At 72.2% G+C, this 12,656-nt stretch carries 11 protein-coding genes; 2 read left to right on the top strand and 9 right to left on the bottom strand.

Annotated features, from left to right (window positions below; translation table 11 throughout):
• Nucleotides 1–2: 2 nt before the first annotated feature.
• From trpE to CSC64_RS11055, 3 genes are all read right to left on the bottom strand, one after another.
• Nucleotides 3–1,478: an anthranilate synthase component I gene (trpE, locus tag CSC64_RS11065; protein WP_162435381.1), complete on the bottom strand. Its 1,476-nt coding sequence runs from the start codon at nucleotides 1,476–1,478 to the stop codon at nucleotides 3–5.
• Between the two features lie 386 nt (nucleotides 1,479–1,864).
• Entirely contained in the window at nucleotides 1,865–2,551 is a 687-nt protein-coding gene (rpe, locus tag CSC64_RS11060) for a ribulose-phosphate 3-epimerase (RefSeq protein ID WP_162435380.1), read from the bottom strand.
• Nucleotides 2,552–2,609: 58 nt separating this feature from the next.
• Nucleotides 2,610–2,945, bottom strand: coding sequence for a J domain-containing protein (locus tag CSC64_RS11055; RefSeq protein WP_162435379.1), 336 nt, complete (start codon nucleotides 2,943–2,945; stop codon nucleotides 2,610–2,612).
• 154 nt (nucleotides 2,946–3,099) lie between these two features.
• Here CSC64_RS11055 and CSC64_RS11050 point away from each other — a divergent pair, with 154 nt between their 5' ends.
• The gene (locus tag CSC64_RS11050) at nucleotides 3,100–4,053 is read left to right on the top strand and encodes a phosphoribosylaminoimidazolesuccinocarboxamide synthase (RefSeq protein WP_162435378.1); all 954 of its coding nucleotides are present in this window, start codon (nucleotides 3,100–3,102) and stop codon (nucleotides 4,051–4,053) included.
• Between the two features lie 210 nt (nucleotides 4,054–4,263).
• On the opposite strand, the gene CSC64_RS11045 is transcribed toward CSC64_RS11050, so the two are convergent.
• The 5 genes from CSC64_RS11045 to CSC64_RS11025 form a co-directional block, all read right to left on the bottom strand.
• Nucleotides 4,264–5,586 (bottom strand): O-antigen ligase family protein, encoded by a 1,323-nt coding sequence (locus CSC64_RS11045; RefSeq protein ID WP_162435377.1) that lies wholly within the window; start codon nucleotides 5,584–5,586, stop codon nucleotides 4,264–4,266.
• Nucleotides 5,567–6,685, bottom strand: coding sequence for a glycosyltransferase (locus tag CSC64_RS11040; protein ID WP_162435376.1), 1,119 nt, complete (start codon nucleotides 6,683–6,685; stop codon nucleotides 5,567–5,569). The genes CSC64_RS11045 and CSC64_RS11040 overlap by 20 nt, the downstream gene beginning before the upstream one ends.
• Before the next feature lie 31 nt (nucleotides 6,686–6,716).
• Nucleotides 6,717–6,914 (bottom strand): zinc-finger domain-containing protein, encoded by a 198-nt coding sequence (locus CSC64_RS11035; protein ID WP_162435375.1) that lies wholly within the window; start codon nucleotides 6,912–6,914, stop codon nucleotides 6,717–6,719.
• 138 nt (nucleotides 6,915–7,052) lie between these two features.
• Nucleotides 7,053–7,637, bottom strand: a complete 585-nt coding sequence (locus CSC64_RS11030) for a YceI family protein (RefSeq protein WP_162435374.1) — start codon at nucleotides 7,635–7,637, stop codon at nucleotides 7,053–7,055.
• Nucleotides 7,638–7,727: 90 nt separating this feature from the next.
• Nucleotides 7,728–8,315: a malonic semialdehyde reductase gene (locus tag CSC64_RS11025; protein ID WP_162435373.1), complete on the bottom strand. Its 588-nt coding sequence runs from the start codon at nucleotides 8,313–8,315 to the stop codon at nucleotides 7,728–7,730.
• Nucleotides 8,316–8,437: 122 nt separating this feature from the next.
• On the opposite strand from CSC64_RS11025, the gene CSC64_RS11020 reads away from it, so the two are divergent.
• Entirely contained in the window at nucleotides 8,438–9,412 is a 975-nt protein-coding gene (locus CSC64_RS11020) for a mitochondrial fission ELM1 family protein (protein WP_162435372.1), read from the top strand.
• 139 nt (nucleotides 9,413–9,551) lie between these two features.
• Here CSC64_RS11020 and glnE read toward each other — a convergent pair whose 3' ends face one another.
• Nucleotides 9,552–12,404: a bifunctional [glutamate--ammonia ligase]-adenylyl-L-tyrosine phosphorylase/[glutamate--ammonia-ligase] adenylyltransferase gene (gene glnE, locus CSC64_RS11015; protein ID WP_162435371.1), complete on the bottom strand. Its 2,853-nt coding sequence runs from the start codon at nucleotides 12,402–12,404 to the stop codon at nucleotides 9,552–9,554.
• Between the last annotated feature and the right edge of the window lie 252 nt (nucleotides 12,405–12,656).

Raw genomic sequence — 12,656 nt, 5'->3', positions numbered from 1 at the left:
CCTCACAGCCCCTTCGCCGCCTGCGCCACGGCGCGGAACAGCGCGCGGCCCTTGTTCATGGTCTCGTCCCACTCCTTCTGCGGGTCCGAGTCGTAGACGATGCCGGCGCCGGCCTGCACGTGCAGGCGGCCATCCTTGATCACCGCGGTGCGGATCGCGATCGCGGTGTCGGCGTCGCCGTGCCAGCCGATGTAGCCGATGCTGCCGGCATAGACGTTGCGCTTGATCGGCTCCAGCTCGCGGATCACTTCCAGCGCGCGGATCTTCGGCGCGCCGCTGACGGTGCCGGCCGGGAAGGTGGCGCGCAGCACGTCGGCATAGCTCAGGCCCGGCAGCAGCTTGCCGGTGACCTCGCTGACGATATGCATGACGTGGCTGTAGCGCTCGATCACGAAGCGCTCGCCGACCTCGACGCTGCCGGCCTCGGAGACGCGGCCGACGTCGTTCCGGCCCAGGTCGATCAGCATCACGTGCTCGGCCAGTTCCTTCGGGTCGGCAAGCAGGTCCTGCTCCAGCGCCAGGTCCTCGGCCGGGGTGGCGCCGCGCGGACGGGTGCCGGCGATCGGTCGCACGGTGACCTCGTCGCCCTGCTGGCGCACCAGGATCTCCGGCGAGGAGCCGACCACCTGCACCTCGCCGGTGTCGAGGAAGTACATGTACGGCGAAGGGTTCAGCGCGCGCAGCGCGCGGTACACGTCCACCGGGCGCGCGTTGAACGGCACGCTCAGGCGCTGGCTCAGCACCACCTGGAACACGTCGCCGGCGCGGATGTACTCCTTGGACTTCTCCACCGCCTCGATGAATCCCTCGCGCGTGAAGCCGGAGACGAAGTGGCTCTCGTCGAGCACGTCGCGGCTCAGCGGCGCCGGGTAGCTGCCGGGCCGGCGCAGCTTGTCGACCAGCGCGTCCAGCCGCGCCTGCGCCGCGTCCCACGAACCGGGCTGGCGCGGGTCGGCGTGCACGATCAGGTACAGCCGGCCCTTGAGGTTGTCGAACACCGCCAGTTCTTCGCACAGCATCAGGTAGATGTCCGGCGTGCCGAGCTCGTCGCGTTTGTCGCCGCCGGCCAGCCGCGGCTCGATGTAGCCGATGCACTCGAAGCCGAACCAGCCGACCAGGCCGCCGGTGAAGCCGGGCAGGCCCTCCAGCTTCGGCACCGCGTACGCGGCGCGCAGGGCTTCGACTTCGGCGAAGGGGTCGGCGACTTCGCGGCTCTCGACCACCTGGCCGTGCTCGCGCACTTCCATCGCGTGGCCGCGGAAGCTGATGGTGCGCCGCGCCGGCAGGCCGATGATCGAGTAGCGGCCGAAGCGTTCGCCGCCCTCGACCGATTCGAGCAGGCAGGTGTGCGGGGCGTCGGCGAGCTTCAGGTAGACCGACAGCGGCGTGTCCAGGTCGGACAGCACCTCGCGGACGACGGGGATGCGTGTGAAGCGGTCTTCAGCAGCGTACTGCTGGAACTGTTCGGGCGTGACCAAGGCGGGTTTCCTTCCGGCGGATCGGGGCGTGGCGGGCGACGGGGGCGGCGTGGGGCCGCCATCGCCAGCACGGGCGCGCGGAGGAAAGGTGGAGCCTGGTCGTCTGGCCGGACATGGCGCCAACTTTAACTGCAACGGACCTGGCGCGCAGCCGGCCGCCATCGCCCGCGACGGTTGCCGGCGCAACCGCCACACCAGTCGCAATGATCGCCTGCCGGCCATCGCACGGAGACGGCGCGGCGGTCATCGTCCTGTCACCGCACGGCCGGAGGATCGAAGGCCATAGCAGGGACGACGGGCGGAGGCGGGATTGCCTCCAGAGCGGGTGGGGCCGGCGGCGCGTGGAGGCGCCGCCGGCCAGCAGGGCAGGCACCCCGCCCGCGATATCAGCCGCGGACCGCGTCCACCGCCGCCTTCATCCTGCCGACCACGTCGGCGTAGTGCTCGCGCGTGCGCGGCGCGTTGAAGATCGCCGAACCGGCGACGAAGGTATCCGCACCCGCGGCGGCGATCTGGCCGATGTTGTCGGCCTTGACCCCGCCATCGACCTCCAGCCGGATCGGCTTGCCGCTCTTGTCGATCATCGCCCGCACCGCACGCAGCTTGTCCAGCGTCGACGGAATGAAGGCCTGGCCACCGAAGCCGGGGTTGACCGACATCAGCATCACCAGGTCGATGTCCTCCAGCACCCAGTCCAGCACTTCCACCGGCGTGGCCGGGTTGAGCACCAGCCCGGCCTGGCAGCCATGCGACCTGATCAGCTGGATGGTGCGGTGGACGTGGCGGCTGGCTTCGGGATGGAAGCTGATCAGGTTGGCGCCGGCCTCGGCGAAGTCCGGCACGATCCGGTCCACCGGCTCGACCATCAGATGTACGTCGACGAAGGCGGTGACGCCATGCTTGCGCAGCGCCTGGCAGACCAGCGGGCCGATCGTCAGGTTCGGCACGTAGTGGTTGTCCATCACGTCGAAGTGGACCCAGTCGGCGCCGGCGGCGAGCACGTTTTCCACTTCCTCGCCGAGGCGGGCGAAATCGGCGGAGAGGATCGAGGGGGCGATGACGGTGGGCTGCATGGTCGGCTCGCGGGAACGTGGGACGGGAACGCGGGAAGGGACTGCGCGGCGGCGCGAATCAGCGGCGGCGCAGGGTACGGATGCGGTCGTAGGCGGCATTGATCGCGCGGGCGCGCTTCTCGGCCTGCGCGCGCAGTTCCGGCGCGGCGCCGGCGACCTTGTCCGGGTGGTACTGCGACATCAGCCGGCGGTAGGCCTGGTCGATCTCCGCATCGCTGGCGTCGGAGGTCAGGCCCAGCTCGGCGTACGGGTTCTCGCGCGGCCCGATGCGGAACCAGTCGCGGTCGAAGGCATGGCCCAGCAGCATCCCGACCACCGCGCCGAACAGCGGATTGGCGCGGAACAGCAGCGCACCGGCGACCAGGCCCAGCAGTTTTCCGTACCAGCGGTTCATCCGGCGCGCCGCACCTGCAGAAGGAGGGCCAATTCTACGGCACAGGCGACCCGCCACGCCGTACACTGTGCGGCCCGCCGCCGCGCGGGCCCTGTCCGGCCGGCGGTGGGGGGGCGCCCTGCACCCGCAGTCCCGCCTTGCCCGGAGTCCACCGTTGTCCACGACCCTGCTCCAGTCCGATCCCCCCGGCCTGCCGCTGCGCCCCCGCGGCAAGGTACGCGACGTGTTCGACCTGCCGCGCGAACGCATCCCCGCCGAAGCCCTGGCCGCCGCCGGCGCGGCCGGCGAGTCGCCCGACGGCTACCTGCTGATGGTCGCCACCGACCGCCTCTCCGCGTTCGACGTGGTCCTGCCCGACCCGATCCCCGGCAAGGGCGAGATGCTGTGCCAGATCTCCAACTTCTGGTTCGCCAGGACCGAGCACCTGATGCCCAACCACCTCACCGGCATAGATGTCGCCGCGGTGCTGCCCGAAGGCGTCGACTCCGCCCTGTACGCGAAGCGCGCGGTGGTCACCCGCAAGCTCAAGCCGGTGCCGGTGGAGGCCATCGCCCGCGGCTACCTGATCGGCAGCGGCTGGAAGGACTACCAGCGCACCGGCCACGTCAGCGGCATCGCCCTGCCCGACGGCCTGCGCCAGGCCGAACAGCTGCCCGAGCCGATCTTCACTCCTTCGACCAAGGCCGCCGTCGGCGACCACGACGAGAACATCGACTTCGACGCGATGGTGCGCAAGGTCGGCGGCGAACTGGCCGAGCGCGTGCGCGACGCGACCCTGCGCCTGTACCGCCACGCCGCCGCCTACGCGGCCGAGCGCGGGATCCTGCTGGCCGACACCAAGTTCGAGTTCGGCACCGACGCCGACGGCCGCCTGTACATCATGGACGAGATGCTGACCCCGGACTCCTCGCGCTACTGGCCGGCCGACGAATACCAGGTCGGCACCAGCCCGCCCAGCTACGACAAGCAGATCGTGCGCGACTACCTGGAAACCCAGGACTGGGACAAGACCGCACCCGGCCCCGCGCTTCCCGCCGAAGTGATCGCCCGCACCCGCGCCCGCTACGCCGAAGCCCTGCAGAAACTGGCCGGCATCAGCATCGACTGAAACACACGCAGCCGGGAAAGCCCGGCTCTACGCGAGGCACGAAGCACGCAAGACGCAAGGCGCCAAGCCACGCCTGCAGGGTGTGTCGTGATGCCCCCTGACGGGAAGTAAAGGAGGAGGTGCCGGCCGCAGGCCGGCGCCGGGGGACATGAGCGGCAGGGGGCATCGCGGCGCACCCGCTCGCGACCTCTCCGCCCGCCTTTGCTCCACCTAGGCGCGCGACGTATCGGTCTCCCGTCCATAGAGCGCACCGATATAGAGGCCGGCGAGCAACACCACCACCCCACCCCAGAAGGTGGAATAGAACGCCAGGTGGGTGTTCACCGGGAACGCGGTGACCGCCAGCGCGAGCAGCGCCGGACGCGCACGGACACGGGCGATGGCGTCGGCATCGCGCCAGCTGCGCCACACCAGCCAGACCCCCGCCAGCCACAGCAGCAGGCCGAGCACGCCGGTTTCGCTGAGCAGCTCCAGCAGCAGCTGGTGCGCGTGGTAGGCCTCGCCACCACCCCACGCCGGCACCTCGCCCGGCGCAGGATCGCAGGCCGGCCAGGCGCCGCGGAAACCGCGCACGCCCACGCCGTTGAACGGATGTTCGCGCGCCATGCACAGCGCGCCCTGCCAGATCCGGGTACGGCCGGAAAGCGCACCGTCCACGCCGGCGCCATCGGCCTGCACCACCAGCGTGGTGCGCGCCACCCGCTGCTGCAGCTGCGGCGACAGCGCGTACATCGCCACCATCGCCAGCACGCCGGTGGCGGCGAACGCGAGCAGGCGCTTCCCGCCCAGCACGCCGCGTCCGGTGAACGCGAGCACCAGCGCGTAGGTGAGCCAGGACGCGCGCGCGCCGCCGAGCAGGATCGCGATGCCCAGCGCCACCGCAGCCAGGCTCCAGCCAGCCGCGCCCTGCCGGCGCGCGGCGGCAGCCAGCACCAGCGGCGACAGGCTGGCCAGGACCAGGCCGAGCTTGAGGTTGCAGGAACCGAACACGCCGCCGAGGCGGTCGGCCTGCAGCAGGCTTTCGGCGCTGCAGAAGCCCTCGCCGCTCGCCGCGCGCTTGAGCGTGTCCAGGCTCCAGAACAGCGGGCTGGTGCCGAAGGCCGCCTGCAGCAGTGCATCCACCGTCCACGCCGCGGCGATCGCGGCGATGCCGGCGAAGACGACGCGGCGGCCACGCGCGGTGTGCACGGCGATGCCCACGCCCCACAGGAACGGCAGGTAGCGCAGGTCGGCGGCCACCTCCTTCCACGCACGGCCGCGGTCCAGCGCATCGGGCGCCGACAGCAGTTCCGGCAACCAGTACACCGCGAACAGCGCGGCCGCCAGCCACGCCGCACCGCGGTCCAGCGGCAACGTCCTGCCCTTGGCCACGGTCACCGCCAGTTGCACCAGCACCGCCAGCGCGCCCAGCGCGAGCATGCCTTCGGCGCTGCCCGGCAACGGCCACAGCGCGACGAAGGCCAGCACCCAGTACGGCGTCCAGGCGAAGGCGCGGGAATGGATCGGGTCGTGCTCAGCCGGCCAGTTCGGCATACAGTTCCAAGGTTGCCTGCTGCATCGCCTGCAGCGTGTAAGGAAGGCTGTCCGGCGGGCGCGGTGGCGCGCGCAGCAGCACTGCGGCGGCGTGGACCAGCGCATCGGCGTCGAACGGCGGCACCGCGCCCTGTGGTTGCAGTTGCGCCAGCAGCTCGCCGACGCCGCCGTGCGACCAGCCCAGCACCGGCCTGCCGACCGCCAGCGCCTCGACCACGGTGCGGCCGAAGGCTTCCGGCTTGCGCGACAGCTGCAGCACCAGGTCGCTGGCCGCGTAGGCCTGGGCGATGCGCGAGGTTGGCGCGGTGAACAGTGCCGCGTCGGCCACGCCGAGTTGCTGCGCCAGCGCCTCCAGTTCGGCCAGGTAATCCCCGCGCCCGGCCTCGCGCGCGCCGGGCAGCCACAGCCGCGCCGCGGGGAACGGACCGGCACGCAGGGCGGCCAGCAGGCGCAGCGCGTCAGCATGGCCCTTCAGCCGGGTGCCGCGGCCCGGCAGCAGCAACCACGGGCCCTCCCCGGCCAGCGCCGGATGCTCACCCGCCACCTGCACGCGCGCCTGCGGGTCCGGATGCGGGCGGCGCGGGAACTGCGCCGGGTCGATGCCGCGCGGGATCACCCGCAGCCGCGCCGGACCGGTAGCCGGATAGTGGCGCAGCACGTAGCCGCGCACCGTCTCCGAAACGCAGACCACGCGCTCGCCGCTGGCCATCACCGCGCTGTAGCGTCCCGGCGAATTGAGGCCATGGACGGTGGTGACCCAGCGCGGCCGTCGCGCCGCCGGCAACGTGCGCAGCGCCAGCCATCCCAGCCAGGCCGGCAGCCGCGAACGCGCATGGACGATGTCCACGTGTTCGCGCTGGAACAGCGCGCGCAACGCCGGCACGTGGCGCAGCGCCGCCGGCGACTTGCGGCCGATGTCGAGGGTGATGTGTGTGGCGCCTGTGGCCTGCAGCGCCGGCAGCAGGCGCCCGCCGGCGGACACGACGATGGCGCGATGGCCGGCGGCGACCAGCGCTGCGGCGATTTCCAGGGTGGAGCGTTCGACGCCGCCGGACTCGAGCGCCGGCAGCAGCTGGACCACGGTCAGGCGGCGGGTCACCCGGGAGCCGGTGCGCGGCCGGGGGACGGGGTCAGTCGACCAGCTGGTAGATCGCGCCGCAGTACGGGCACTGCGCCTGCAGGCCGGGCTCGTCCTGGATCGGCAGGTACACGCGCGGGTGCGAGTTCCACAGCGCCATCTCCGGGGTCGGGCAGCTCAGCGGCAGGTCGCCGCGGTGCACGGTGTAGCGCTTCTCGGCATTGGCGGGCGCGTTGGCGGGGGGGGGCATGGCGGGGGCCGGAACGAAGCGGAAACAGGCCTGGATTCTAGCAGCGGAGCAGGGGCAAGGCGTCGGCAGAAAAAACGCCGGCCCGTGCTTCCACGGGCCGGCGCGCGGCAGGGGGAGGGAGACTGCCGGCTTTCGCGATTACTTCGCCTTCGGCGCCGCGGCCTCGGTGGTGATGCGCAGGGTGACCTCGTCGCCCACGTTCGGCACGTACGCGCCGACGCCGAACTCGGTGCGGCTGATCTTCGTGGTGGCATCGAAGCCGATGGTCGGCGCCTTGCTCATCGGGTGCTCGGCGGCCTTGTTCAGGGTCACGTCCAGGACCACCGGCCTGGTGGTGTCCTTGATGGTGAGGTTGCCGGTGACCTTGAGCTTGCCCTCGCCGGCGGCCTCGACCTTGGTGCTCTTGAAGGTGGCGTTCGGGAACTTGGCCGCGTCGAAGAAATCGGCGCTGCGCAGGTGCTCGTTGAACTTCTGGCTGAAGCCTTCCAGGCCCGACAGCGGCAGGGTCACCTGCACGCTGGACTTGCCCACGTTGGCGGCGTCGTACACCAGCACGCCCTCGACGTCGCCGAAGTTGGCGAACGGGTTGGAGAAACCGAAGTGGTTCCACTGCGCCAGCACGTTGGTGTGGGTCGGGTCGAGCTTGTAGGTGACCGGCGCGGCGAAGGCCGGGGCAACGGCGAGGGTCAGCAGTGCAGCGGCGGAAAGCAGGCGGATACGCATGGGTGGCTCCTGTGGGGCGATCGGGTTGCGTTGCGGGAACGCGGGGAATGGTGGATGGCGGATGGTGCGGCAGCCTTTGCTAAGGCCGCGTCATTCGATGCGCGCGGCCTCGTCGAACGACAGCCGCGGGGAACGCGGGAAGATGCTGGCCGGGTCGCCCTGGCCCAGGTTCACCAGGATGTCGGACTTGATGCGGGTGCCGGCGAAGAACGCCGCATCGACCTTGGCCGCGTCGAAGCCGGTCATCGGGCCGGCATCCAGGCCCAGCGCGCGGGCGGCGACGATCAGATAGGCCGCCTGCAGCGCCATGTTGCGCAGCGCCGGCTTGCCGCGGTTTTCGCGCGGGCCGTCGAACCAGGCCTTGGCGTCGGTGTGCGGGAACAGGTAGGGCAGCTTCTCGTGGAAATCCTCGTCGCGGCCGATGATCACCGTCACCGGTGCGGCCAGGGTCTTGTCATGGTTGCCCGGGTCCAGCGCCGGGGCCAGCCGGGCCTTGGCCTCGGCCGACTTCACGAACACGAAGCGGGCCGGGGTGGTGTTGGCCTGGGTCGGGCCGAACTTCACCAGCTCGTACAGCCGGCGCAGGGTTTCGTCGTCCACTTCGCCGGAGAAGGCGTTGTAGGTGCGGGCGGTGCGGAACAGCTGGTCCAGCGCGGCATCGTTCAGCGGGTGCGGCATGATCGGTCCTTGAGGGGAAATCGGAGGGGCTGCCGGCACTGTGTGCCACCGGCCTCCCCAGGCAGGACGCCAGTGTAGAGTGTTGCAGCAATGATGTCTCGACCTCATCCCGGAACTAATTAATGCCGTTTTCGCAACAATCGACCAGTGGCGGCGCCTGGGTGCTCACCGACGGCCACGCCGGCAACCTGCGCCAGGCCGAGGCCCTGGCCCGGGCGCTGGGCCATGCCGCGGCGCACGCGCCGGCATTGCTGCCGGCCGCTCCGTGGCGCTGGCTGGCGCCACGCAGGCTGCCCGGTGCGGACGCGGCCTTCGGGCCGGCGTTCGCCGCCGGGCTGCGGCATCCGCCGGCGCTGGCGCTCGGCTGCGGCCGCCAGGGCGCGCTGGCCACCCGCCTGCTGCGCGAACGCGGCGCGCGCGCGGTGCAGATCCTCGACCCGCGCATCGACACCCGCCACTGGGTCGTGGTGGTCGCGCCGGAGCACGACCGCCTGCGCGGCGACAACGTGGTCCCGGTGCTGGGCAGCCTCAACCCGGTCGACGACCTCTGGCTGGCCGAAGCCGCGGCGCGCTACCCGGCGCTGATGGCGCTGCCGCGGCCGCGCATCGTGGTGCTGGTCGGCGGGCCCACCCGGCATGCGCCGTGGCGCAGCGAGGCGCTGCAGGCGCTGCTGCAGGCCCTGCGCCAGCGCGTGCTGGAGGAAGGCGGCAGCCTGCTGGCCACCGTCTCGCGACGCACGCCGGCCACCACGCTGGATTCATTGCGCGCGCAGCTGCGCGGCGTCCCCGGCCTGCTCTGGGACGGCAGCGGCGCCAACCCCTACCCCGGGATGCTGGCGTGTGCGGACCGGCTGGTGTGCACGCCGGATTCGGTGAACATGCTGTCGGAAGCGTGTGCGACCAACGTGCCCGTGGAAGTGATCGAAGGCCATTGCGCGACCGGGAAGATCGCGGCTTTCCTGCATGCATTGCGGGAACGCGGTCGCCTCGAGCCCGGCGCCGGGGCGCCCCCGGCCGCCACGACCTCCCCCCTGCGCGAAACCGGCCGCGTGGCCGCCGCGATCCGTGCCCGCCTGCAGCTCCCCACGCCCTTGTAGGAGCTCCATTCATGGGCGGCCCGAGGGGGCTGGGCGCCGCTGCGTTCAACGCGAACGCTCCGGAGGCGCCGCGTTGAATGCGGCACCTCACGACGGCGTCGGGTCGCCCATGAATGGAGCTCCTACAAGGGCACGCAGCTCAAGGGTCGAACCCCAGGCCCTGGCGCCGGACCGCGTGCCCGATCCGCGCCCGCGCCCCGGCGATCGCGTCGTCCTCGGCGGTCAGCCGAGGCCGCCGGTCCAGGGTGCAGGCCAGGCCCGCCTCCAGCAGCACCGCATGCGCATCGTGCAGCGCGGCGGCCTCGTCGTCCTGCAGCCATCCGCAGGCAGCCAGCGCGTTCAACAGGCCCGGGCTGTCGCGTGGTTCGAGCAATGCCGGCGCCTGCGCCGACCCGGCCAGCACGCCGAACTGCAGCAGGAACTCCAGGTCGACCAGGCCGCCGGCGCCCTGCTTGAGGTCGAAGCGCGCCGCATCGCTGCGGTCCAGTTCGGCGCGCATGCGCTGGCGCATCTGCACCACGTCGGCGGCCAGCGCCTGCGCGTCGCGCGCGCGGCCCAGGGTCTCCGCGCGCACCCGCTCGAAATCGGCCAGCAGCGAAGCGTCGCCGGCCACCGCGCGGGCGCGCACCAGGGCCTGGTGCTCCCAGGTCCAGGCGCGCTGGTCCTGGTACTCGGCATAGCTGGCCAGGGTGGACACCAGCATGCTCTTGCTGCCGTCCGGGCGCAGGCGCATGTCGGTCTCGTACAGGCGGCCGGCGCTGGTCACCGCGCCGAGCAGGGCCACGACCTTCTGCGCCAGGCGCGTGTACCAGCGCGATGCTTCCAGTGCGCGCGTGCCTTCCGACACCGCGCCGGGGTCGGCGTCGTACAGGAACACCAGGTCCAGGTCCGAGCCGAAGCCCAGCTCGCGCCCGCCCAGGCTGCCGTAGCCGACCACCGCGAAGCGGCCGCCCGGCAGGACGCCGTGCGCGGCGACCACTTCGGCTTCGGCCATGCGCAGCACTTCGGCCACCACCGCGTCGGCCAGCTCGGCCAGCTGGCGGGTGCTGTCCGCCGCCGGCTGGCGCCGGTCCAGCGCGGCCAGGGCGATGCGGAAGCTCAGCGCCTGGCGCACTTCGTTCAACGCGCGCAACGCCGACTCGGGATCGTCGTCCTGCGCCTGCATCGCGGCGGCACACTCGCTGCGCATCGTCGCCGCGCCGGGCATCGGCCCGGCCACGCGCGCATCGAGCAGTTCGTCCAGCAACAGCGGGTAGTTGGCGATGCGCTCGGCCAGCAGCGCGCTGCGCGCGAGCACGTCGACCAGCCGCGCCATCGCGCTGGGCTGTTCGTCGAGAAGGGCCAGGTAGCTGGCCCGGCGCAGGATCGCCTGCAGCAGGCCGAGCAGGCGCCGCAGCGCCGCTTGCGGTTGCGCCGAACGCGACGCCGCGCCGAGCAGCGCCGGCACCACCCGGTCCAGCCGCGCGCGCGCGGCGTCGGACAGCGCGCGCACGCCGTTGCCGCGGGCGAAGTCGCGCAGCGCCGCGTCAGCGCCTTCGGCATCGGCGAACCCGGCGCCGGCCAGCACGCTGGCCTCGCCGCCCTGCGGCAGCGCACGCCAGTAGCTTTCCAGCGCGTCGGGCGCGGCCTCGCCGCGGCGCGGCACCAGCAGCGCCTCGAACTCGGCCGAGACCTGCGCGCGGCACTGCGCCAGTTCCTGTTGCAGGGATTCCCAGCCGTCGTGGCCCAGCGCCAGCGCCAGCCGCAGGCGGTCATCGCCATCGCCGGGCAAGGCATGGGTCTGGGCGTCGCGCAGCATCTGCACGCGGTTCTCGAGCCGGCGCAGGTAGCGGTAGGAAGCGGCCAGCGCGGCGCCGTGGTCCGCGGCGATCTGCCCGGCTTCCACCAGCGCCTGCAGCGCCGGCAGCAGGCCGCGGCCGCGCAGCGCCGGCTCGCGGCCGCCGCGGATCAGCTGCAGCGACTGCACCAGGAATTCGATCTCGCGGATGCCTCCGGGCCCGCGCTTGAGGTCGTCGGCCATGTCGCGGCGCTGCATCTCGGCCACGATCGCCGCCTTCATCGTGCGCAGGCCATCGAGCGCGGTGTAATCCAGGTAGCGCCGGTACACGAACGGCCGCAGCGCCTGCAGCCAGGCCTCGCCGGCGTCGATGTCGCCGGCCACGGCGCGCGCCTTCAGCCAGGCGTAGCGCTCCCAGTCGCGGCCTTCGCGCTGGAAGTAGCCGTCCATCGCCGCGAACGACCATGCCACCCGCCCGGCGCTGCCGAACGGGCGCAGGCGCAGGTCGACGCGGTGGCAGAAGCCGTCGGCGGTGGTTTCGTCGAGCAGCTTGGCCAGGCGCTGGCCGAGCCGGGCGAAGTAGTCCTCCGCGGCCAGCGTACGGCGTCCGTCCGATTCGCCGTCGTGGGCGTAGGCGTAGACCAGGTCCACGTCGGAGGAGAAGTTCAGTTCGCCGCCGCCAAGCTTGCCCAGCCCGAACACCACCAGTCGCTGCGCCACGCCGGCGGCATCGCGGACCACGCCATGGCGTTCGGCGAACTCGCCCTCCACCGCCTGCAGGGCGATGCGCAGGCAGTCCTCGGCCAGCCGGGTGCTGCCGGCGAGGGTGGCGTCCACGTCGTCCAGGCCGAGCACGTCGCGCCAGACCAGGCGGGTGGAACCGGCGCTGCGGTACAGGCGCAGCTGCGTCGGCCAGGCGGAGGGCTGGGCCGGGTCGAGTACCGGTTCCGGCAGCGGCGGCGGGTCGTCGCCGGCCAGGTGTCCGAGCAGTGCGGGCTGCCGGCGCAGGGTCTCGACCGCGAAGTCGCTGGCAAGGGCGACCTGCTGCACGCGCGCGCACAGCGAGGCGTCCTCGAGCAGGGCGGCATGGCGCGGCGAGGCGGCGCGCAGGGTGGCCAGCGCGCGCGCGCCGATGCGTTCGCGCAGCTCGTCAGCCTCCCTGCCGGAAGGCGTCGGATCGGGGGAACGGGCCAGCGGCTCGGGAGGCGTGCTCATCGAGGCGATTGTTGCACGCGGCCGCAACGCACCTCGTAGAACAGCACTTGCCCGGCGGCGCCTTCTCGCTGTCCTTCGCTTGCGTCTGCGGGAGGCTGGAAGCTGGAAGGCAGGAGCGCTGGCTCCGGCGGGGGCCGCCGCACCTTGGGTATATGGCCCACCCTTCGGGACGACATCCTGTCTTTACTCAGGGCCGTGGCACATCCATGTGCCACTTGGGCCATATACCCAAGGTACGGCGTCCTTTCGCGA

Origin of the sequence: Pseudoxanthomonas koreensis (assembly GCF_010093225.1) — a bacterium.
In the GTDB taxonomy this organism is placed as follows: domain Bacteria; phylum Pseudomonadota; class Gammaproteobacteria; order Xanthomonadales; family Xanthomonadaceae; genus Pseudoxanthomonas; species Pseudoxanthomonas koreensis.
This window is presented reverse-complemented; position numbering and strand designations above follow the sequence as displayed.

What these genes read in the sequence shown, in the direction of transcription:
- rpe (WP_162435380.1), bottom strand. Translation starts at nt 2,551, where the DNA reads ATGCAGCCCACCGTCATCGCCCCCTCGATCCTCTCCGCCGATTTCGCC.
- CSC64_RS11055 (WP_162435379.1), bottom strand. Translation starts at nt 2,945, where the DNA reads ATGAACCGCTGGTACGGAAAACTGCTGGGCCTGGTCGCCGGTGCGCTG.
- CSC64_RS11045 (WP_162435377.1), bottom strand. Translation starts at nt 5,586, where the DNA reads ATGCCGAACTGGCCGGCTGAGCACGACCCGATCCATTCCCGCGCCTTC.
- CSC64_RS11035 (WP_162435375.1), bottom strand. Translation starts at nt 6,914, where the DNA reads ATGCCCCCCCCCGCCAACGCGCCCGCCAATGCCGAGAAGCGCTACACC.
- CSC64_RS11030 (WP_162435374.1), bottom strand. Translation starts at nt 7,637, where the DNA reads ATGCGTATCCGCCTGCTTTCCGCCGCTGCACTGCTGACCCTCGCCGTT.
- CSC64_RS11025 (WP_162435373.1), bottom strand. Translation starts at nt 8,315, where the DNA reads ATGCCGCACCCGCTGAACGATGCCGCGCTGGACCAGCTGTTCCGCACC.
- CSC64_RS11020 (WP_162435372.1), top strand. Translation starts at nt 8,438, where the DNA reads ATGCCGTTTTCGCAACAATCGACCAGTGGCGGCGCCTGGGTGCTCACC.
- glnE (WP_162435371.1), bottom strand. Translation starts at nt 12,404, where the DNA reads ATGAGCACGCCTCCCGAGCCGCTGGCCCGTTCCCCCGATCCGACGCCT.